Source organism: Bacillus sp. Au-Bac7 (assembly GCF_021341655.1).
In the GTDB taxonomy this organism is placed as follows: domain Bacteria; phylum Bacillota; class Bacilli; order Bacillales; family Cytobacillaceae; genus Niallia.
This window is the reverse complement of the sequence record NZ_JAJTTG010000002.1, coordinates 611,098-633,192: the sequence shown is the minus strand read 5'-3', so window position 1 is coordinate 633,192 and position 22,095 is coordinate 611,098. Positions and strand designations below refer to the sequence as shown.

Sequence of the window (22,095 nt, the reverse complement as noted above, 5' to 3'; positions counted from 1 at the left end):
GTGTTAGAATATGAAATTAAGAGGCTGCCTGACGGGCAGCTTCTTTCGTTTGTTAAAGACAAATCAAATGCAGTGGCGGTAAGGAAAAATAACAAAGAAATCACTTTAAAATTAGGGAGAGGCGGACAATTATTTGGCATCTCTGCACATTCTTCTTATAACATTGTCAATAACGTATCCTTGCCAGGGAGTCGCCGAAAAAGATTGTTCTTTTGTTCAGAATGAAAGATTTATACAACAATTGTTTATTCATGTTAAAAAATTTATAAATATACCGATATAATATGGAGTATAACTTACTATTTATGATTGTTAGTAAAGAAGGAAGAGAACTAGATGGATAATCCTTTACGAAATGATTCGATATTCGATATGTATAAGTCTTTGTTTAATAATAATAGTGATCCATGTTTTGCGATAAGCATTAATGGTGACTTTTTGCATATTAATAAAGCGGCAGAAAGCTTGACTGGATATACCAGTGCTGAGTTTTCATCATTATCATACGCCGAATTAATTGATGAGTCTCAGTTAGAAAATACCCTTAACGGTATCGAAAAATTGCTTCATGGTCATGCTGAGAATGCTGAGTTAACGATCAAAAACAAACAGGGAGAGAGAATTGAATTATCTATAGTGGCCCTTCCAATCTATAAAGATGAGAGGACAATAGGGATTGTTGGTGTGGCGAAGGATGTCACTAGTAAAAATTATATTGCATCACTTGTAAAAGAACAAAATAAAATTTTAAAAATGATTGTTAGCGGAACAAAATATACGCTGATCCTTGATGAAATTGTCTCGATTGTTGAAAATTTTGCAAAAGATTGCCTTTGTTCTGTGATGATTGCCGATCAGGAAGCGAAAAAGCTCTATACAGCTTCCTCTCCTAATCTGCCAGATGAGTTTATTGACTTTATTAACGGTATTCCGATTGCACCAAATACAGGATCATGCGGAACTGCTGCCTATAAAAAAATGCAGGTAGTTGTTGAAGATATTTCAAATGATTGTTTATGGGCAGACTATCGGGATATCGCATTAAAGCATGGACTGCAAGCATGCTGGTCTACTCCAGTTTTTGACAGCAATAACGATGTAATTGGTTGTTTTGCTATTTATCACCGTATACCGACGGCTCCAAGTGCGAATGTAAAAAAGCTGATAGAGGAGGCTACCTATCTAACGAGTCTCGTTATTCAAAGAGGTTTAGCTGAAGAAAAAATCCATCGCCTTGCATACCACGATGATCTGACTGGACTGCCTAACAGGCGGGTTTTTGCTGATAATTTAAAAGTGGCAATCACTAACTTTCAACCTACTTGCAGCATTCGGCATTTAGCATTGCTGTTTATGGATTTAGATCGCTTTAAAGTTATTAATGATACACTTGGTCACCATATTGGGGATGAACTTTTACAAGAGTTTGCAGATCGATTAAAGCATTGTGTTGGAACGAATGGGGGAGTTTCCAGACAGGGGGGCGATGAATTTATTCTCCTGCTTGAAAATGTTACTGAAGAAGAAGTAAGAAGTAAAGCAAATAAGGTAATTGATATCCTTTCTTCGCCTTTCCTAATCGGCGGGCATGAAATATTTATTACTCCAAGTATTGGTATATCGATGCACCCAAAAGATGGTGATGATGATGTGACACTTATCCGTAACGCAGACATTGCCATGTATGAAGCAAAGAAAAAAGGAAGAAATAATTATCAGTTTTATAATGAGAAATTCGATTTTCAATCATCAGAACTGTTGGTATTAGAAACAGAATTAAGAAAGGCAGACATTACTAAACACTTCATCTTACATTTTCAACCGATTATTGATTTGAAGACAAATGCTGTGACAAGTGCTGAAGCCTTAATAAGATGGCAGCATCCTAAATTTGGACTCATTTCCCCAGATAAATTCATCCGTATTGCCGAAGATACTGGTCTGATTATCCCGATTGGGGAATGGGTAATACGAAAAGTTTGCCAAGAAATTAAAGAAAGAATCAGAAGAGGATTTATTCCAATAAACTTTTCTGTCAATCTATCTTTACGTCAGTTTTTTGACAGCAATCTTGTTACAACGATGGCAAGTATATTAGAAGAGGAAGGAATTGAACCTTCTTATATAACACTGGAAATCACCGAGAGTATGACTATGGATGTTGAAAAAGCTAGTCAAATTCTTTATCAATTGAAGGAGCTTGGCGTGGAAATTTCCATAGACGATTTTGGGACTGGTTACAGTTCTCTGCAATATTTGCAAAAGTTTCCAATCGACTACTTAAAAATTGATAAATCCTTTATCCAAAACATCGTAGTGAATAAAGATGATTATAATATTGCTTCAACCATCATTGTCATGGCCCATAATCTTGGGCTGAAGGTCATTGCAGAAGGGGTAGAAACAGAAGAACAAGTTGAAATTTTAAAAGGTTTTAAATGCGAAAAAGCGCAAGGCTACTTTTACAGCAAGCCTCTGCCTCTTGAAGAGCTTTGTTTATTGGAGGAAGAGAAAAACGAATAAAGGAAAAATCAGGTGGCAGTGTCCATCTGATTTTTTTTATGAAAAATCCTTAGAAAACAAAAAAATAATAAAATAACTTGCAAAATCCTTTTTCCTTCATTAAAATAAATGTTTATAACGGATTTGTAAATCGTAATTATTATGATTTACATTTATCCTAATAACTAGGAGGAATAATTATGAGAGTAAAAATTACATTAGCTTGTACAGAAACAGGGGACAGAAATTATATCACGACTAAAAATAAACGCAACAATCCTGACCGTATTGAATTAATGAAGTATTGCCCTCGTTTAAAAAGGCGTACTTTGCATAGAGAAACAAAGTAAGGGCTATCGAGGAATTTAAGTTTCTATAAAATTTAAATCGTAATTATTACGTTTTAACAGGAGGAAAGAACTAATGGCAAAAAAGTCTAAAGTAGTAAAAGAGAAAAAACGCCAAGTAATGGTAGAAAAGTACGCAGCTATTAGAAAGGAATTAAAAGAGAAGGGAGATTATGAAGCGCTACGAAAGCTACCGCGGGATTCTTCACCAACACGACTTAAGAACCGATGTGAAGTCACAGGCAGACCAAGAGGCTATTTGAGAAAATTTAACATGTCTCGTATTGCTTTTAGGGAGTATGCGCATAAAGGGCAAATTCCAGGAGTAAAAAAAGCCAGTTGGTAAATGTTAAGCGCCGCCAAAGAGAAGATTTGGCGGCTAAGTATAATAAAGGGAAAGGAGGGAAGTGGGCATGCATACTCTTAATCCTGTCTTAGTCCAGTTTTTATATCGCAGTGCAATTGAAAGCTTGCCAGATAAATACAAAGAGATTTACCGCTTCATAGAAAGCAGGGAGGACGAACTCGAGATGGAGGCGGTCAATGAGAGCCACTTTAGACAGCTGTTTCATGAAAAGTCTCCATTTCAAGCGGCGGTAAGTCATTTTTCTCTCGACTTTCAAACAATTAAAAACATAATGACTGAAGCACAAGCAGAAATTGACAACAAGATAGTAGAGAGACTAAAGCAAATAAAATGGGTAGATATGAGTGACGATTCTAATACCAATGACACAGAAAGAAAGAACTGGACATATGTTTTTGTCAGCTAATTACAAAAACACAACAGTAAATCGTATGTGATACATATGAATATAAATAGGGGGATGCGGTATGAGTAAAATACCAGTCACAGTATTAAGCGGCTATTTAGGTGCAGGTAAAACAACCTTGCTGAATCATGTTTTAAATAACCGGGAAGGCATGAAGATTGCTGTCATCGTTAATGATATGAGTGAAGTAAATATTGATAGTGAAATAGTTCAAACAAAGGGCGGTTTTTCAAGAACAGAAGAGAAATTGGTTGAATTGTCCAATGGGTGCATTTGCTGTACATTACGGGAAGACTTATTAATCGAGGTAGAGAAATTAGCTAATCAAGGGGATATTGACTACATCATCATTGAATCATCAGGAATTAGTGAGCCCATTCCTGTAGCCCAAACCTTCTCCTATATCGATGACGAGTTAGGGATTGACCTGACAAGATTTTGCAGGCTGGATACAATGGTAACCGTTGTGGATGCAAACCGATTTTGGCATGACTATGAATCTGGTGATTCTTTGCTTGACCGCAAGGAAGCAGTCGGTGAAAATGATGAACGGAATATTGCTGATTTGCTTATTGATCAAATTGAATTTAGCAATATCCTTTTACTGAATAAATGTGACTTAGTAACAGAAGAGGCAGCCGCAAATCTAGAGAATGTCTTGAGAACTTTACAGCCTGAAGCAAAAATTATCCGCACGGAAAACAGTTTGATAGACATAAAGGAAATTATGAATACGAACAGATTTGATTTTGAAAAAGCTAGTGAATCAGCAGGCTGGCTTAAAGAGTTACAAGCAGGACCTGCAGCACATACGCCAGAGACAGAGGAATATGGCGTAAGTTCTTTTGTTTATTACCGTAAGAGACCTTTTCATTCAGAACGATTCCATACATGGTGCAGCTCCATGCCTATGCAGATTGTCCGCGCAAAAGGCATTGCCTGGTGTGCTTCTCGCAATGATTTAGCATTATTGCTTTCACAAGCAGGACCATCTGTTAAGATTGAACCAATTTCTTATTGGGTTGCTTCTCTTCCTGAAAACAGACAAGCAGAGATTATTCAAAGTAACCCTCAGTTAATGGAGAATTGGGATAAGGAACACGGCGACCGACATACGAAACTAGTGTTTATTGGAATGGATTTAGATATTGATGTCATCACGAAGGAATTAGATGAGTGTTTGTTGACAGAAGCTGAATACAACAGTGAGTGGAACAAGCTGGAGGATCCCTATAATTGGGTGCTTTCATAATTAAGCTGCTTTAAGCAGCTTTTTTTACGTTCTCAAAGAGGAGATGCTACCATTAGGTTCCGTATGGGAAATGAGTTATATTATAAATATAAATATCTTAGAATGGGAAGTGTTTACGTTGAATTTCCGTAAAGCAACAAGACAGGATATTAAAGCAATGATGCATTTACGAAAAGCCCAATTAGTGGACGAAGGGTTAGAGGCAGATATAGATATTGACGAGGAACTGTATCATTTTTTTGAAAAACAGTTAAGTGGTGGGTCCTTAATTCAATATTTAGTAGAGGAGGATGAGGAGGTTGTTGCATGTGGAGCTTTCATCATTTATCCATTTCCGCCAAGCTTTACGAACCGAAGTGGAAAAAGAGCGTATATAACCAATATGTATACTAATAAAGACTACCGAGGCAAAGGGATTGCTACAAAGCTATTAAAATTACTCGTTGAGGAAGCGAAGGAAGCAGGCATAAAAAAATTATGGCTTGGGGCTTCAGAGATGGGCAGACCAGTTTATAAAAAATTTGGGTTTATCGAAACAGATGAGTATATGGAATTAAACATTTAGGAGCTAAAGAAAAATGGCGGAGGGTATATACCCTCCGCCATTTTTCACTTTATGCTGCTTGCAACAAAATTTCGCCAGCCGCCAAAACTGGTTATGTCTAAACCAGTTTCCATTGCATTCGCTTCACATAGAAAGCCTTTAACTGCAGAGCCGTTTTCTAGCTCAATTGTTCCAAAGCAAAGTGGTGACGGAATCAGCGAGACAAATGAACCTAACTGGCTAATAGGCATTTCCCACAGCTCAACTTCGATGGCACTGCCTTTATCAGCACGAATAAGTCCTGGTTTATTTGGATTGGTCGTTAATTCTACCATTCGGTACTGTGCTGATGTTTTAGCTGGACCAATATAAACAGCTTGATGTTCTAGCATTTGCTTCTCTAATGAAAATCCTCTCATATGAAGTCCGCACACAGCCACCATTTCAGTGCTCCTTACTGTTGAAACAGAAATATTATTTAAATACAAATCAGAAAAGCCGATCAATAAATGTTCAGCGTAAGGGCCGGTAAATAGGGTGATACCAAATGGCAATGTTTCATCTGGAGCAACAGATGGGATGTTGATAGCAGATAAATCCAGTAAATTACAATGATTCGTAAAAGCCCCCATTTGGCTGTTTGTATGAATAGGATCTTTTCGCACATCCTCTCTGGACCAAGTACCACCGGCTGTTGGCATAATTAATACAGCATCCTGCAGGTCGAGATGGGCTTTCCGTTTATGAGCCTGCAGTGTATGCATAGCTTGAAAAACCGATGCTGCATTGTAGTCTTCTTTAGCACCTGTTCGCAAGACCGTTTCTGTTACAGCTAGTGCTGTATTTTTATGGGTTTCAATAAAACTTCCTAAATCAGACCATCTTTCGGCAACCCATGGCCCATCATATAAAACAGACGCTACTTCCGATAAATAGCTGACATCTAATTTTTCGAGCGGTATATCCAATTTGTGCAGCTTCTCTAATGTATTCTGCCAGGCAATTTTATACTCGGCAGCAAACGGTCCGTAAAATTCTGGTGTTTGTTCAGGAATGAAGATTTTTTTCGGAAGAGCTGTCTTTTTACGCTCTACTTCTTTTGACCAAGAATCTTCTTCTTCAAAGCCTCGAACCACTTCATCAACAAGTATTGTATCAGAAATATTATGTGAAAATACTGTAACACAGTCAATGCTGGCACATGCCGGCACTACACCCTTAACTGGCCAGGCTCCGAGGCTTGGTTTGTATCCGATTAATCCGTTTAGTGCGGCAGGGACGCGGCCGGAGCCGGCTGTATCTGTGCCTAGGGAAAAAGCAGCCTGCCCTCTGGCAACAGATACAGCAGACCCAGAGCTGGAACCGCCGCTGATTAACTCTGGTCTTAATGCGTTTTTCGTTTCCCCAAAAGGGCTTCTAGTACCAACAAGGCCAGTAGCAAACTGGTCTAAATTTGTTTTTCCTACTGGAATGGCACCTGCATCAATCAAACGCTGTACAATAACAGCACTTCTGTCTGGTGTATAAGCAAACTCCGCACATCCTGCCGTCGTTGGCACCCCTGCTAGATCTATATTATCTTTTATCGCAAACGGAATTCCCCATAGAGGAGCGTGTGAGCGCTCCATCTTGGATAGATTTTCTAAAAAGGGTCTAATGAAGCTCCAGGAAGGGGGAGTTATCCATATATTCATATCTTTATCAGCTTCTGCTCTCTCTAAGATATGCTCGATAACATTCTCAGGAGTTAGTTTCCCTGACTCATAGTTTGCTTGTAATTCATGAATGGATAATTTCATTGGATACGGAATTGTTTGCATTATTATCACCGCTTTCTGCTTTTTTAATAGAAATAATCAGCTGGCCTGCATGGACTTCTTCACCAGGTACAACATGTACAGCCTCAATTGCTCCATCAAATGGGGCAAGCTGAGGAAACTCCATTTTCATGCTTTCCTCAATTATTAGCGGATCTCCTTTTTTGACAACATCACCAGCAGACACGAGAACCTTCCAAACACTGCCTGGCATCGAACTGCGGACTGCTTCAGCACCTTCTGGAAGTGTTTCTTCCGTCTGCGGTGTTTGCTCTGTTTCAGAAACATATTCAGCAAGACCAAGCTCCTGCCATCTTTCCCTCTCCTGATGGAAGGCAGTCTGCTGTGTGCTTCTGAATTCATTGGTGCTTTTTTTGATGGATTCAAGGAAAGCTAAGTAATCTCCAAGTTTAAAGGTTGTTTCTGTTATCTCAATCTCAAAACGGCCGCGCGGGAAGTCTTCGCGCATTTCCAGCAATTCATCTGCAGTGACTGGATAAAACGATATTTGGTCAAAGAAGCGAAGCAGCCAAGGCTTGCCTTGCCGGAAGCTTTCTGTTTCTCGTTGCTTATTCCAAACTTGAACAGTACGGCCGACAAACTGGTAGCCGCCAGGACCTTCCATCCCGTAGACACACATATACGCTCCGCCGATGCCGACTGCATTTTCCGGTGTCCAAGTTCGCGCAGGATTGTATTTTGTCGTAACTAAACGGTGCCTTGGGTCTAGTGGTGTTGCTACTGGCGCACCGAGATAGACATCCCCAAGTCCTAGTACAAGATAATTTGCGTCAAATACAATCCTTTTTACATCATCTATATTGTCTAATCCGTTAACGCGTCGAATAAATTCAAGATTGCTAGGACACCAAGGCGCATCTGGTCTCACATTCTTCTGATAGCGGTCAATCGCAAGCTGTGTTGCTGGATCATCCCAAGAGAGGGGAAGACGGACAATGCGTGATGGCACTTCTATTTCTTCCAATGGCGGCAATGTTTCGTTAATGGCCGCGATTTTTTTACTTAGTTCGATTACAGACATTTGAGCTGGATTAATATGGACTTGCAAGGAACGAATTCCTGGCGTTAAATCAACAACAGGGAGGCTTGTATCAGCTTGTATTGCCTCCATTAAAGCATGCACTTGAAAGCGGAGAAGCAAGTCAAGTTCCATCTCGCCATATTCTATGAGCACATGCTTATCACCAGCTGCTCTGATTACCAGTGGAAATCTTTCTTTTGACTGCTCAAGCAGGATAGGATAGTCAGGTGTCAGCTCGTTTGTCTGTTTGTTCAGCTCTGGCAGTAATAAATTTTCCTCCATACAGATATTTTCAAGGTATTGTTCCTGTGCATGGCGTAGAGCTTTTGCTTCTTCCAATGTAATCAGCTTAAAGCGGATGCGGTCGCCTGGATGAAGCTGGCCAATCTTCCAAAATTCAGCTGAAGCGGTTGTAACAGGACAGATAAATCCTCCAAGACTAGGACCATCCGGACCGAGCAAGATTGGCATATCTCCAGTTAAATCAAGGGTTCCCACTGCATAAGCATTATCATGGATATTTGATGGATGCAAACCTGCTTCTCCGCCATCTGTTCGTGCCCAGAGGGGAGAAGGGCCGATTAAGCGCACACCTGTACGAGAACTGTTAAAGTGTACCTCCCAGCTTACGTCTGTTAACTGCTGCAAATATTCTGGCAGTAAAAATTCTGTTGTGCAGTGGGGACCAGGAATAACACCAATCGTCCACTCTTTTTTAAAATGAGGCTGACTGTTACAAGCAAGAGTGTTCACTTTTGGGTCAGAAGTGACCTTAACAGATAATACGTCACCAGTCCGCAAAGCTCTGCCTCCATGCCCTCCGAATCCGCCGAGTGTGAAAGTTGCTGCACTGCCAAGGTTTAGAGGCATATCCAAGCCGCCTGCAACGAGTAAGTAAGTGCGCATGCCTGTTTCTGCTTCACTAAACCGTAACACTTGATTCCGTTTCGCATGAATAACTGTATACATCGGGATAATATTATCATCAAGGACGGCGTGCATATCAGCTCCAGTTATACAAAATGCGATATCACCACGGAAACGGTACGTTCCGCCGCGAAGTGTTAATTCCAGACCTGCTGACGATTCTGCGTTTCCTAACAGCTTGTTGCCAATGCGGAAGGATAGAGGATCCATCGGCCCACATGGTGGAACGCCAACATCCCAATGGCCGATTCTGCCTGGCCAGTCTTGCACTGTTGTTTGAATCCCGCCGTCCAGCACCTCAACTGCCTGTTCAGCAGGGGAGAATCCGTCCAGCATCCGTGTATGAACGAGACCGCTCTTGCAGCTGTCCTCCACTAACAAGGAGCGAATATAGGAAATATTCGTTGTCACACCATAAAAGCGAGTGTCTCCAAGAGCTTTGTGCAGTTTTCCTAGCGCTTCTTCCCGTGTATTTCCATGGACGATGATCTTTGCCAACATAGGATCGTATAGGGAGGTGATTTGAATGCCATCTCGCACCCATGTTTCAATTCGGGCATCTTCAGGTAACCGAACATGATCAAGTTGACCGCCGCTTGGACGGAAGTCGTTCAGGCAATCTTCTGCATATATGCGGGCCTGTATGCTGTGCCCAACAGGTTGTTTATACAATTCATCAAGTCCACGCAAGTCGCCTGCAGATTCCCGAATCATCCATTCCACTAAATCAATGCTAAGAACTTCTTCGGTAACACCATGTTCAACTTGCAGACGGGTATTTACTTCAAGAAAATAGAATTGCTGGCTGTTCGGATCATACAGAAACTCAACCGTTCCAGCACTTCGATAACCAACTTCTTCTGCAAGGCGTTTAGCTGCTTGGTGCATCTGCACGCGGATAGTCGCAGAAAGAAGGGGAGCGGGGCTTTCCTCGACAACTTTTTGGTTGCGGCGCTGAATGGAACAGTCACGTTCACCTAGTGCTGTTACTTCGCCATATTCATTGCCGAAAATCTGCACCTCCACATGCCGGGCTTGTTGGATATATTTTTCCAGAAATACACCGCCGTTATTGAAGTTCGACTTTGCCAATCGGCTTACTGATTCAAATGCCTGCTGCAGGGCGGACTCGTCTTCACACACTCGCATCCCGATTCCGCCGCCGCCAGCAGTGCTTTTTAGCATCACTGGATAGCCAATGCTGGCGGCCGAGGTAAGCGCTGTTGGCAGATCGGTAATTAGCGATGTGCCAGGCAGCATCGGAACATTAGCTTTTTTAGCAATTTCCCGCGCAGAGTGCTTTAAGCCAAATAGCTCTATTTGTTCAGGTGTTGGTCCGATAAAGGAGATGCCATTTTCAAAGCACGTTCTTGCAAAATCAGCATTTTCACTTAAAAATCCGTAGCCTGGATGAATTGCTTGAGCTCCTGTATCTTTGGCAATCTTAAGGAGCAACTCGGCGTTCAAGTAAGAGTCTTTTGCCGCCCCTTCACCAATCAAAACCGCTTCATCTGCTAGATCAACGTGCAGGCTGTCTTGGTCTGCTTTTGTGTATACGGCAACAGAAGCAATTCCTAATTTTTTTAGAGTGCGCTCAATCCGAACTGCTATAGCACCTCTGTTTGCTATCAATACTTTTGAATACATTGCTGTCACTCCTTTTGTCATTTGTCCCAAACTAGCACCTGAATAGGTGTTGGATTATAAGCATTGCATGGATTGTTTAGTTGAGGGCAATTGCTGATTAAGACAAGCACCCGGCAGATTGCCTGCATTTCTACATAATAGCCTTGTGCCGAAACACCATCAGCAAATGTTAATCCGCCGTCAGGAGTTACCGGAACATTCATAAAAAAGTTCACATTTGGTGCCAAGTCCCGTTTAGAGAGGCACGGTTCATTCTTTGAGAGCTGAAGCATGAATGTATCTCGGCAATTGTGCATCGGTAAAGTCTCATGGGCATAACGAACGGTATTGCTTTGGGCAGAACAGGCGCCTCCGAGCGTATCATGATTTCCGCAAGTATCTGCTATTATTTTAACAAGCTCTTTGCCGGATTCAGCTAACAGCACGGAACCAGCAGTTAAGTAGATATTGCTTTGATTTGTGATTGTATTGACAGCACTATAATGGTCTGTCGGATTGTCGGCATCATAAAAAAGTGTGTCTGCGGCCTGGTTTCCTTCCAAATCAACAATGCGAAGGACTTGCCCAGGTTCAAGTGTATATGTCCAGCCGTCACCTGCTTCGATTGTTTTATTAAAAAAAGCATTTTCTTGCTTGCGGTTGCTTTCAATCCGGCTTAATATGGCCATTATTTAATTCCTCCTTCAAGTAAGGCTGCATAATCCCATGTATTTTCAAAGGCACGCTTGTTTTCTGGACAAAAATGCAAACATAAATCATCATCGGAAAGTTTGCCTGCATCTGTTATCTCTATCTTTATAGGTACAGAGGGATAGTTTATTGTTTGGTTTAAAGCGTTTGGTGTATTGGATACAATAAGCAGAACGTCTTGCTCCGTTCTTAATGTGATATAATCCCCTTTTTTAGCATGTGCTGGCACGAAATGCATGTTTCCATCCTCTGTGCAGTAAACCTTAGAAAATAAGTTGACTGCCGGAACAAGATCACGGACGGACAATCCATTACGAAAAAGCTCGACGGCGAAATTTTCCTCTCCGCTTCGGTACCATTCATTTCGATTATCTTGATAAGTGGTTTTTCCGTAGCGTTCATCAACAATACGTCGCGTTATATAGCCGGAAATAGTATCATGCCAGCCAAGTGAATCATCTGTAATACTTGTAAGTACACGGCCGTTATCACTCATCAGCACATGGCCCTTTGTTAAATGAGAAGTGTGCTGTGCTTTTAACGTGTCCGGCATATTGTACCGTTCTGCAGTATCGGATGCTGAGTACAAAAGCAGAGAAATATTAGCGCCATCTTCCAGTGCAGTAAACTTGATTGATTTTCCTCGTTTGATTGTGCCGGACCATTTACCTCCGCCAGGAACATACTTCATAACGTTTAGCTTCATAATTAACCTCCTTAAAATGAAAAAAGGACAAAAGCACATAGGAGATAATCTCCCAGGCTTTTGTCCTTCCGTGTATACAGCACTTGCTGTACGCTCTCTCTCGGACCAGTCTTTAAAGTGAATAACTTTAAACGGAACCCTAGACAGCTTTTTGTTTCCAACTCTTAAGTGGAAACCTTTATTAAGATCTTGAGTAAAAGTATAACAATTCTGAAAATAAAAACTATTATTTTGTCAGATTATCTAACACGGTTTTTTCTGTTTGGTTTATTTCTGCTGCTTGCTTAACTTTTGCGGAGAGCCACATGGTTCGTATACCTAAGTAAATAAAGCCAACAACCAGCCAAATAACGCCGTAAAGTAGTGTCTGTTTGTTAAGCAGTGTCAAAAGCCAGCAAATAAAGCCAGCTCCAATCAGCGGGAACACAAGATATAGAAGTGTGCACTTGAAGGAACGTTGTTTCTGTTTAATAAAGTAATGAGCAATAACAGACAGATTGACAAATGTGAACGCCGTTAATGCACCGAAGCTGACAAAGGTTACTGCTGTATCAAGATTAAAAAAGACAGCAGCAAAAGAAATAATCCCGACAAAGATAATATTTGCAGCAGGCGTTCTGTATTTCGGATGCAAGGAAGTAAACAGCTTTTCTGGAAGAATCGATTCTCGTCCTAAAGCGTACAGAAAACGGCTGACGCTTGTTACAGAAGAAACACCTTGGGTGAAGGTCGCAATAATTAACACCATAATAAATATCGAGCTTAACAAGTTTCCGCCAACAAGCTGTACAAGGGAATATGCTGCATTATCTGGATTGGCAAAAGTGAAGTCAGGAAAAGCGACTTGTGTCAAATAGGAGATAGCAATATACATAACCGCTGCTATCAGGACAATTAAAAAGATGGCTTTTGATACTGTTTTATCAGCATCAATCGTTTCCTCTGACATGGTGGTGACAGCATCAAATCCAAGAAAACAAAAGCAGATTAGAGAAGCTCCTGTAAATACAGCACTTAATGAACCTTCGTTTCCAAAGAAGGGAGATAGTGAAAAGAGGGAAGCTGCCTGTGTGTCACCTGCAAGAATATCTTTCACAATCAAGCCGCAAAACAAAGCAATAAAGGCGATTTGAATTAGGACAGATAAACTGCTGATGCGAGCAGCAGACTTAATGCCAACGACATTAACAACAACCAGCACTATATTCATGATAATTATCCACACAAATACCGGGACAGCAGGAAATTCAGTATGCATAAAAATCCCGAAAGTTAAGATTGCAATGATTGGAGAGAATACATAGTCCAGCAGAAGTGCCCAGCCGACGAGGAAACCAGCCTTCGGGTGGATAGATTTTTTTGTATACGTATAAGCAGAACCGGAAATCGGATATGCCTTAACCATCCGGCTGTAGCTGAACGCAGTAAAGAAGATTGCTACAAATGCAATAATATAGGCAGCAGCCATCATGCCGCCGGCGGCTTCAAAAGCTACGCCATAAACAGTGAAAAAAATCATTGGTGTCATCCATGCAAGCCCCATAAATACAACTTGGGGTAATTTTAACGATTTCTCAAGTGTCGGTTTGTTCGTCATCCTTTTTTCTCCTCTTTTCTAATTGAAATTCAGGAAAAAAATAAAAGCCCGGGAGAATTTTTTTGCAAAATTCTCCCGGGCTTTTATCCCTCCGTGTATACAGTATTTTCATAAAATACTGTACGCCGTCTCTCGGTCCAGACGTTTTTTAAACCGGAACCCTAGACAGCATTTTTGTTCTCCGTTATGATGAGAACCGTTATTTTGTTTGATAGTACTGAGTATCTATGAGAAAGAAAAGACCGTCAATTAACTTGTTAGATTATATAACACATTATTTTTGCTGGGAGAAGATTCCATCGCAAGTGAAACTTTTTTCTATGTTTTATCGTATAATAAGTAGATGATTTAAATAGAGATAGTATAATCAGTTCTATATCCTAGTGTCTTACCAATTATTTCCCAAGTGATAATTCCTTGTAAAACACAAATTAAAATTGCCATTATTCTACAATACGCAAAAATATTTAAATTTGTGGTGAAAAAATGGTACACTTGTATTATTAAATTTTTGTAAATGATGTAAAGAGATGATTGATAGAGGTTGGTGTTTGAAATAAAAAAATTAAACTTAAACAAAGACACAAATAAACAATATATCCTATTCTTTTTTGCGGCTGTATTTTTTCTATGGATTAAAACGTATATTGTGCAATTGACACAATTTGATTTAGGTGTAGGAAACTCACTTCAGCAATTTCTGCTGTTTCTTAATCCCTTAGGGTCTTCGCTGCTGTTTCTTGGCTTAGCCCTGACATTCAAAAACAAAAGAAAATACTATGCGCTGTTAATTATTGATTTTGTGTTATCTTTTCTATTGTATGCGAATGTTTTGTACTACCGTTTTTTCAATGACTTTATTACATTGCCGACATTAACGCAGACGCAAAACTTCGGTGATGTTAGCGGCAGTATTTATGCATTGTTAAAGCCGTATGACTTCTTGTTTTTTGCAGATACATTACTGCTTCTTGCACTGCTTGTATTTAAAGTTGTGAAAATGGACAGTAAGGCAGTTGGATTCAAGCAAGGGATAGGTATTATCGGTTTAGCTTTAGGGATTTCTGGAACGAATCTCGCGTTAGCAGAAATCGACCGCCCAGAGCTTCTGACAAGGGGATTTGACAGGAATTATATTGTGAAATACTTGGGAATGTATAACTACACAATCTATGATGCAGTGCAAAGCACGAAAGCATCTGCGCAACGGGTGCTTGCAGATACAGATGATATGGCTGAGGTTGTTAACTATACAGCATCCAATTATGCCGAGCCTAATCCCGAATACTTCGGTAAAGGAAAAGGGATGAATGTCATTTACGTTCATATGGAATCAATTCAAAATTTCCTTATCAACTATGAAGTGAACGGGGAAGAAGCTACTCCATTCCTTAATTCATTGGTAGAAGACGAAAATACATTGTATTTTGATAACTTCTTCCACCAAACAGCTCAAGGGAAAACAGCTGATGCCGAGTTTATGATTGAGAATTCTCTGTATGGCCTTCCTCAAGGCTCTGCTTTCACGACTAAAGGGTTAAACACCTATCAGGCAGCACCTGGAATTCTAGGCCAGCTTGGCTATACTTCTGCCGTATTTCATGGGAATACGGGAAGCTTTTGGAACAGGGATGAAATATATAAATCCTTTGGTTACAACCAATTTTACGATTCAAGCGCTTATGATATGAATCCTGATCAGCTTGCTGATTATGGCCTTATGGACAAGCCGTTTTTTGAACAGTCGCTGCCATACTTGAGTTCTATGTCACAGCCATTCTATACGAAATTTATTACCGTGACGAACCATTATCCTTTCGCGATGAATCAAGAAGAAGCAACGATAGAGCCAAATAATACAGGCAACAAAATTGTTGATAACTACTTCCAGACAGCTCGTTATGCAGATGAAGCAATGGAACAATTCTTTGCAGACCTGAAAAAGAATGGTCTATATGATAATTCAATTATTATCATGTACGGAGACCATTACGGTATTTCCGAAAACCATAATAAAGCAATGGAACAAGTAATCGGAAAAGAAGTGAATTCCTTTGAAAGTGCCGGACTTCAGCGAACTCCGCTGTTCATACGGGTTCCTGGCATGGAAGGCGGGACAATGCATCAATATGCAGGACAAATTGACCTGCTTCCGACATTGCTTCATTTATTAGGTGAGGATACGAAGGATAATATCCATTTTGGAACAGACATCCTGTCAGAGGAACACGATGAATTAATACCATTCCGTAATGGAGAATTTGTCAGTCCGGAATTTACATTAAAGGATGGCAAGTATTATAATTCAAAAACAGGTAAACTGATTGAAGAGGAAGAACAGCTTGAAAAAGCTGCTGAGTACCAGGCAAGTGTCGAAGAAACACTGAGACTTTCCGATAAAGTGGTCAATGGTGACCTATTGCGATTCTACACGCCGAAGAACTTTACTCCAGTTGACCGTACACAATATAATTACAGCTTAACAACTGAGGAATAAACGAAGAACTGCCCCCTTTACCGAAAAGATTTATTAGGAAAAGGGAGGCAGTTTTTTTAAAATAACAGAGGTGTTTAAAGAAATGAAAGAATACTTCACAATCGGAGAAGTCTCAAAGCTATTTCAAGTTAAGATTGCGACACTCCGATATTATGATGAAATTGGCTTATTAGCTCCAGCATTTATTGACGAAAAAACGAATTACCGCTATTATTCCACACAGCAGTTCGAACGGCTGAACTCGATTAAGTACTTGCGGGCACTCGATTTACCTATAAACAGAATTATTGAATTTTTCAACTATCGGGATATTGATACCCTTATTGATATGCTGAAAGAGCAGCAGGAAGAAGTAAGAAAGAAACGAAAAGAATTAGAACTGATGGAAAAAAAGATTAGCCGCCGTTTAACGCAAATAGATGATGCTGTACACACACCTCTTGATGTTATTTGTGAAGTGACTCTTCCTGAAATGCGTTTAGCATACTTACGAAAGCAATATGTATTAGGAGAGGATCTGGAGTATCCTATCACAGAATTAAGGAACAGCTTTGGTATAAATGGAGGGGTTTTTTTAGGGAAGATCGGCCTATCCATCTCGATAGATAATTTAGCCGCTGGTGAACTTACTACTTATTCAAGTGTGTTTATGGTGTTAGAAGAAGGGGATGAGACTGATTCGGCTTATGCTGCGATACCTGCAAGGGAGTATCTAAGAGTTCGCTTTCAAGGTACCCATATGGAAGCAGCGTATTACTATGATAAGTTACTTTCTTATATAATAGAGCACGATTATCAGCTGATAGATGATTCCATTGAAATAACTTTAATCGATTATGGAATAACCAATGACTTTGATAAGCATGTAACAGAAATATTGCTGCCATTTGCAAGAAAATAATTTCATAGAAATACTTGACCCTCTAGTTACTGGAGGGTTTAATTTTATTTTAGGGTATGAAAAGTATTTTATTAAAGGGGTAAAGATATGTTTGGAACATTATTCAATGTCGGTATGATTATAGCTGGCAGCATTATTGGCAGTATTTTTAAAAAGGGCATCAAGCATGATTACCATGAGATTTTAATGCAGGCAATGGGATTAGTGGCGATGGGTTTGGGCATCAATGCAATTGTCCAGCATTTGCCTCCAAGCAAATATCCGGTCCTTTTTATCGTGAGTTTGGCAGTGGGGGGACTGCTTGGTCAAAAGCTTGATTTAGAAACAAGATTTAATGGATTAGTAAGTAAATTCTCCAAAGGAAATTTAGCGGAAGGCTTATCGACTGCAATTCTGTTATTCTGTATTGGATCTTTGTCTATCCTAGGTCCAGTAGAGGCTGCTCTTAAGGGAGACTATACGTACTTACTGGCTAACGGTATGCTAGATGGAATTACTTCCATTGTGTTAGCTTCGACATTTGGCATCGGAATTGCCATTGCCGCAATAGTCTTGTTCGCATGGCAAGGCTCGATTTACTTAATTGCTCTATTGATGGAAAATTCCTTAAGTACCGATCTTTTAAATGAAGTCACAATAGTTGGCGGGATTTTAATTTTGGCATCAGGTTTAGGTATCCTTGGCATAAAAAAATGCAAAACGCTTAATCTCCTGCCAGCATTAATCGTGCCGCCAATCGTATTTTTATTTATGCATTTACTGAATATATAAACTGCCGTTTGGCAGTTTTTTTTATGAAAATTAAAATTACGCTATGGAATAGCCTGCCTTATACTGAAGCATAATAACAACATACAATCACTCCTAGTGGCATGAAAATAGCAAAGGAGGAGAACTGAAAATGTCTGTATTTCCGACAGAGCAAGCTAAAAAATACGAAGAATTAAAAGCTGCCCAAGAGAAAGTGTTTGATCTTTGGAATCAGTATTGGTGGGACTATTCGGGCTTTGATACTTGGCAATTTTGGTTAAATATAGTAATGATTGTCCTACCGCTAATCTTTCTTTATCTATTTATTGACCGCAAGAGACTGTTTTTACTGCTTTTTTTTGGATTCAATATACATATATGGAGTGCTTATTTGGATGGTATGGCAACAAGGGCCAATTATATTGGCTATCCCTATAAAGCAATTCCAATGTTTCCGATTCATTTCGGTATGGATACCTCCTTAGTTCCCGTCTTATTCATACTCATGTACCAATATACCATTGAAAAAAAGGCGAATTTTTATCTCCATTCGTTAATATTAATTTTTCTGATTACATTTATATTCAAACCAATACTAGCAGCAGGGAACTTGTTTATCTTAACGAAGGGTACTAATTATTTCCATATTTTTTTAGGGTATGTTATTATCGTTCTATTTTCGAAAGGAATTACTAATTTCTTTTTAAAAATGACCGAACAAAAAGCAAGCTGAAAACCATAATTAATTGTTAGTATGAAGGTGATGTGAATGGAGTATCAAGAGGCACTAAGTCTCGTCGATGAGGCGAATAAGCAAATTACGGAAGCAAATAAACTAATAGTTGATGCTATCCTCCATGGCTTCTTATGGTCATGGCAATGGTGGGTTGCTGTAGGTATGATTATTGTGCCTTGGACGGTTTGGATATTTATTCGTGATAAAAAAAGCGCAGGCAGGTTATTGGCTGCCGGTCTTTTAATTATGGTTTTATCAGAAATATTAGATACAATTGGTGTTATGTTTGGTTTGTGGACATATCCAGTTAAGGTTTTTCCAGTGGCAACGATTAATTTCTCTTTTCGGCTTTCTGTTTTGCCAGTTGTTGTAATGCTATTAATGCAATACAAGCCAAAGTTAAATCCGTTTATTAAGGCAATAGGGTTTGGTGCCTTTGGTGCTTATATAGGTTTGCCTCTGCTAAGTGCCATTGATTTATACAAAAAAGTGAATTGGGCGTTGACCTATTCATTTCTTATTCTGACTGTTTTTTATTTATTAAGCCACTTTTTTATTAATAAAAGCAACTTTAATAAACCTAAACAAGAGCAGTAAAAAGAGGAGTCTAATTGGACTCCCCTTTTGTTTAAGAAGCAGGTAAAACCTTTTTCGCATCTGATTGTTTCTCTTCCTTAGCTAACAGAATGCCAACGAGACCGAACAATGCGAAGATAACAGGCACGATAAAGCCGTAATGATAGCCGAGGCTGACGGAATCTTTCGGAAAGAAATCTAAAACATGCCCAAAAATAATCGGCAGCAATACAGCACTTAAAAAGCCGCCCATATTAGCAAAGCCCGTTACAACACCGACTTCTTCCATACGAAAAGACTTGCGGACAATGGCAAATGTCAATGCACTCGCACCATTTCCAAAACCTAAAACAAATAGCATTAATAACACCATCAAAAATGGCGGGTTTGTATTTAGGCTGAATAATCCGACCCAGCCGATAATGACAATTAAATGAACCATCGTGTACGTCTTTTTAATTTGGCCAGTCTTACTGGAAATCCACCCGAGTAATGGTCCGCCAATCATTGTACCAACAAGGGCATACATAACGAGTTGACTTGCACTTGAGCGTGTTAGCTCAAAAACATTCATTCCGTATGGAACTGCCCATGACCCGATAAACCCAACATATGTCCCGACTACACCGAAGTGGCAAAGAAATGTTGCCCAAGCCTGACGCGTTGTGACGACGCGGCGGAGAATTTTCCAAACACTCTCTCTTTTAACAGGTGTACTCGGTTTTGGCTGTGACTCTGGTTTAAATAATTTCCTCGACTTTGAGATTAATACTATATAAAGCAGAGATGAAACTACAATCAATATGATGCTGACACTTAAAAATGGAACTCGCCAGCCCGCATGGGATATCCACATAGAAAAAGGCAGAGTCGCCGATAAGGAACCAATTCCGCCGATTAGTGCTACCATTCCCATCAATTTAACAAACTCATTGCCTTTGAACCATTCGTTCATAATTAAGACTACATTAACGAAAATTGCTGCATCTCCGACTCCGACGATAAAGCGCGATACAATCAAAATATATTCATTAGGAGCAATGCTGTAGCAAAGACTGCCTATTCCAGTAAGCAATGTTCCAATAATAAGAAACCGGTTTGGACCAAAACGGTCTGATAATAACCCGACAGGAATCTGCAGTCCTGCATACGCTAAAAATTGTATACTGCTGATCATTCCAACGGTTGATGCTGAAATCTGAAAATCATTCATTAACTGCTCCGTAATAAGTCCTGGAGCTGTTCTTTGACTTACGATTAAGAAATAGGCAAACAAGACGGCGCTGAATACGATCCATCTATAACCACTTTCTTTTTTGTCTAAGTCCAAATTTGATGCGCCTCCTCTTTTCAATACCGTACAAATATGGCGTGCTGAATTTTAAATCCTAACCGCTTCTTACATTGTAGTATTAAAGAATAGGAAGAACAACTACAAATTATTGTATATTTCCATTTTACGGCAATTATCCAGTGCTGTCTCATCTCTCTTTATAGCTAATGAGTGCTTCTGTGAGTATAGTTGCAAAATTTAGAAGCGAAAAAATAGTTCTTTTAGACGTGCGTTTAGATGGAATACCATCCGATATAAAGATAGGAAGGGGTAATGTACATGTATATAGAGCAATTAATTCAAACAATAAATGAGAAGGTAGAAGAGCTTGACCTAGTGACAGCAAGAAAATTGATGGAAGAGAACATAGAATACTTAAAGAAAAATGAAAGGAAATTGAAGAAAAACGGAAGAGAGCTGCTCAAGTTCATTACTGATTCCATCCAATCAGGCTATGAACAACCAACAAGGCAGGAGCTTGCAATTTATCATTCCATCAACACCTATGCCTCTAAGTTTGATGTGAGAGGATTAAAAATGATTGTGAAAGGCAATGAACAAACATTGCTGAAAAAATCAGCACGAAATTATTTGAATTCTGATGCGAAAGTTTTGTTAGAAGGCTTAGGTGCTATAAGCAAAGAGTAGGGGAGATCTTAGTGATCTTCTTTTTTTAGGATGGAAGAAAGCAGATTTTCTTACTAGATATAAGTATGATAGGCTTGTGAGTAGATAAGGAGGAGCGCTTTTGAGATGTGGAGCGAAATGCTTTTTAGTGGAGCTTGAGATAAACGGCGAAAAACAGGTGAAGCCAATCAATGCGCGCACACCTGTAGATGCAAGAAAAACAATCCGCCTTGAATATGGTGCAGAAGCAAATATCTTATCTGTTCGGTCAGAAAAGAGGAAATAGCTTTAAGGTTGTGGAAGTTTAAGGAAGCGGCAGATTTTTCTTTTGAAAAACACTCCCTTCTATCAATCAATCTGGCTTAGAGTGCCGCCTTTAAAGTTTTTTATGAGAACTAACTTCTACAGGAGGCAAACATGGAGCAGGATCAGCTATTTTTAGACTTAATAAAAGCGGGAAATCACGTATTTAATGGCTGAGATTTCTCGTATTTATCAGAAACAGGACGAACAGCGAGTGCTAAGCTTTCCTGGTCATATGGAAGCTTGGCGCTGCAACAAATAAGAAAATGTGAACGCAATAGCACTTTAGAATCCCATTGCTTAGCTGTGGGAGTGTCAATATCTTCAAGTAATCCCTTGGCAAGTACCAAACTTTAACATTGGCCAATTGGAAGATGAATTATATCATATTCATCAACAAATCTAGGGAATAGGCTACTTTGAAGTTAAGCAGCACAGATTTATTTTTAAGGCGAAAGCAATTTAATAGGAAAATATAGAACAAGGTAGAGAGCTTCCTTGTTCTTTTTTATGACCTTCTCCCTAACT

The 22,095-nt window shown here is 39.6% G+C and carries 20 protein-coding genes and 2 riboswitches; of the genes, 14 read left to right on the top strand and 6 right to left on the bottom strand.

The features are described from left to right. From LXM54_RS11830 to LXM54_RS11800, 7 genes are all read left to right on the top strand, one after another. Positions 1 to 225 carry a hypothetical protein gene (locus tag LXM54_RS11830; protein WP_233315371.1) on the top strand — a complete coding sequence of 75 codons (225 nt, stop codon included), beginning with the start codon at positions 1 to 3 and terminating at the stop codon, positions 223 to 225. A 111-nt stretch (positions 226 to 336) separates the two neighbouring features. Next, on the top strand, positions 337 to 2,523 hold the full coding sequence (locus LXM54_RS11825; protein WP_233315370.1) for a bifunctional diguanylate cyclase/phosphodiesterase: 2,187 nt from the start codon (positions 337 to 339) through the stop codon (positions 2,521 to 2,523). A 179-nt stretch (positions 2,524 to 2,702) separates the two neighbouring features. Then, on the top strand, positions 2,703 to 2,852 hold the full coding sequence (rpmG, locus tag LXM54_RS11820; protein ID WP_084347913.1) for a 50S ribosomal protein L33: 150 nt from the start codon (positions 2,703 to 2,705) through the stop codon (positions 2,850 to 2,852). 73 nt (positions 2,853 to 2,925) lie between these two features. Further along, on the top strand, positions 2,926 to 3,195 hold the full coding sequence (rpsN, locus tag LXM54_RS11815; RefSeq protein ID WP_233315369.1) for a 30S ribosomal protein S14: 270 nt from the start codon (positions 2,926 to 2,928) through the stop codon (positions 3,193 to 3,195). Positions 3,196 to 3,262: 67 nt separating this feature from the next. Further along, entirely contained in the window at positions 3,263 to 3,622 is a 360-nt protein-coding gene (locus LXM54_RS11810; RefSeq protein WP_233315368.1) for a hypothetical protein, read from the top strand. A gap of 61 nt (positions 3,623 to 3,683) precedes the next feature. Continuing rightward, the gene (locus tag LXM54_RS11805) at positions 3,684 to 4,874 is read left to right on the top strand and encodes a GTP-binding protein (RefSeq protein WP_233315367.1); all 1,191 of its coding nucleotides are present in this window, start codon (positions 3,684 to 3,686) and stop codon (positions 4,872 to 4,874) included. A gap of 118 nt (positions 4,875 to 4,992) precedes the next feature. Then, positions 4,993 to 5,439: a GNAT family N-acetyltransferase gene (locus LXM54_RS11800; protein WP_233315366.1), complete on the top strand. Its 447-nt coding sequence runs from the start codon at positions 4,993 to 4,995 to the stop codon at positions 5,437 to 5,439. Between the two features lie 44 nt (positions 5,440 to 5,483). On the opposite strand, the gene atzF is transcribed toward LXM54_RS11800, so the two are convergent. From atzF to LXM54_RS11775, 5 genes are all read right to left on the bottom strand, one after another. After that, complete coding sequence (atzF, locus tag LXM54_RS11795; RefSeq protein ID WP_233315365.1) at positions 5,484 to 7,238, bottom strand: allophanate hydrolase; 1,755 nt, start codon at positions 7,236 to 7,238, stop codon at positions 5,484 to 5,486. Further along, complete coding sequence (gene uca, locus LXM54_RS11790) at positions 7,198 to 10,851, bottom strand: urea carboxylase (RefSeq protein ID WP_233315364.1); 3,654 nt, start codon at positions 10,849 to 10,851, stop codon at positions 7,198 to 7,200. Before uca ends, atzF begins: the two co-directional genes overlap by 41 nt. Positions 10,852 to 10,868: 17 nt before the next feature. Next, positions 10,869 to 11,519: an urea amidolyase associated protein UAAP2 gene (locus LXM54_RS11785; protein ID WP_233315363.1), complete on the bottom strand. Its 651-nt coding sequence runs from the start codon at positions 11,517 to 11,519 to the stop codon at positions 10,869 to 10,871. Next, positions 11,519 to 12,247, bottom strand: coding sequence for an urea amidolyase associated protein UAAP1 (locus tag LXM54_RS11780; RefSeq protein ID WP_233315362.1), 729 nt, complete (start codon positions 12,245 to 12,247; stop codon positions 11,519 to 11,521). The genes LXM54_RS11785 and LXM54_RS11780 overlap by 1 nt, the downstream gene beginning before the upstream one ends. Before the next feature lie 47 nt (positions 12,248 to 12,294). Beyond that, positions 12,295 to 12,401, bottom strand: a riboswitch (guanidine-I (ykkC/yxkD leader). A 72-nt stretch (positions 12,402 to 12,473) separates the two neighbouring features. Continuing rightward, complete coding sequence (locus LXM54_RS11775; RefSeq protein WP_233315361.1) at positions 12,474 to 13,844, bottom strand: APC family permease; 1,371 nt, start codon at positions 13,842 to 13,844, stop codon at positions 12,474 to 12,476. 70 nt (positions 13,845 to 13,914) lie between these two features. Next, a riboswitch (guanidine-I (ykkC/yxkD leader) is annotated at positions 13,915 to 14,020 on the bottom strand. Positions 14,021 to 14,400: 380 nt separating this feature from the next. On the opposite strand from LXM54_RS11775, the gene LXM54_RS11770 reads away from it, so the two are divergent. The 5 genes from LXM54_RS11770 to LXM54_RS11750 all read left to right on the top strand — a co-directional run bounded on the left by LXM54_RS11770 (position 14,401) and on the right by LXM54_RS11750 (position 19,325). Beyond that, positions 14,401 to 16,341, top strand: a complete 1,941-nt coding sequence (locus tag LXM54_RS11770) for an LTA synthase family protein (protein WP_325169575.1) — start codon at positions 14,401 to 14,403, stop codon at positions 16,339 to 16,341. 82 nt (positions 16,342 to 16,423) lie between these two features. Next, positions 16,424 to 17,242, top strand: a complete 819-nt coding sequence (locus LXM54_RS11765; RefSeq protein ID WP_233315360.1) for a MerR family transcriptional regulator — start codon at positions 16,424 to 16,426, stop codon at positions 17,240 to 17,242. 87 nt (positions 17,243 to 17,329) lie between these two features. After that, positions 17,330 to 18,013 carry a DUF554 domain-containing protein gene (locus LXM54_RS11760; protein ID WP_233315359.1) on the top strand — a complete coding sequence of 228 codons (684 nt, stop codon included), beginning with the start codon at positions 17,330 to 17,332 and terminating at the stop codon, positions 18,011 to 18,013. Between the two features lie 130 nt (positions 18,014 to 18,143). Beyond that, positions 18,144 to 18,725 carry a CBO0543 family protein gene (locus LXM54_RS11755; protein ID WP_233315358.1) on the top strand — a complete coding sequence of 194 codons (582 nt, stop codon included), beginning with the start codon at positions 18,144 to 18,146 and terminating at the stop codon, positions 18,723 to 18,725. 36 nt (positions 18,726 to 18,761) lie between these two features. Further along, positions 18,762 to 19,325: a CBO0543 family protein gene (locus LXM54_RS11750; protein WP_233315357.1), complete on the top strand. Its 564-nt coding sequence runs from the start codon at positions 18,762 to 18,764 to the stop codon at positions 19,323 to 19,325. A 31-nt stretch (positions 19,326 to 19,356) separates the two neighbouring features. Here LXM54_RS11750 and LXM54_RS11745 read toward each other — a convergent pair whose 3' ends face one another. Beyond that, positions 19,357 to 20,634 (bottom strand): MFS transporter, encoded by a 1,278-nt coding sequence (locus tag LXM54_RS11745; protein ID WP_233315356.1) that lies wholly within the window; start codon positions 20,632 to 20,634, stop codon positions 19,357 to 19,359. Positions 20,635 to 20,916: 282 nt separating this feature from the next. Between LXM54_RS11745 and LXM54_RS11740 the strand changes: the two genes are divergently transcribed. Next, positions 20,917 to 21,285 (top strand): hypothetical protein, encoded by a 369-nt coding sequence (locus LXM54_RS11740; protein ID WP_233315355.1) that lies wholly within the window; start codon positions 20,917 to 20,919, stop codon positions 21,283 to 21,285. Between the two features lie 100 nt (positions 21,286 to 21,385). Next, positions 21,386 to 21,550, top strand: a complete 165-nt coding sequence (locus tag LXM54_RS11735; RefSeq protein WP_233315354.1) for a hypothetical protein — start codon at positions 21,386 to 21,388, stop codon at positions 21,548 to 21,550. Positions 21,551 to 22,095: the final 545 nt, after the last annotated feature.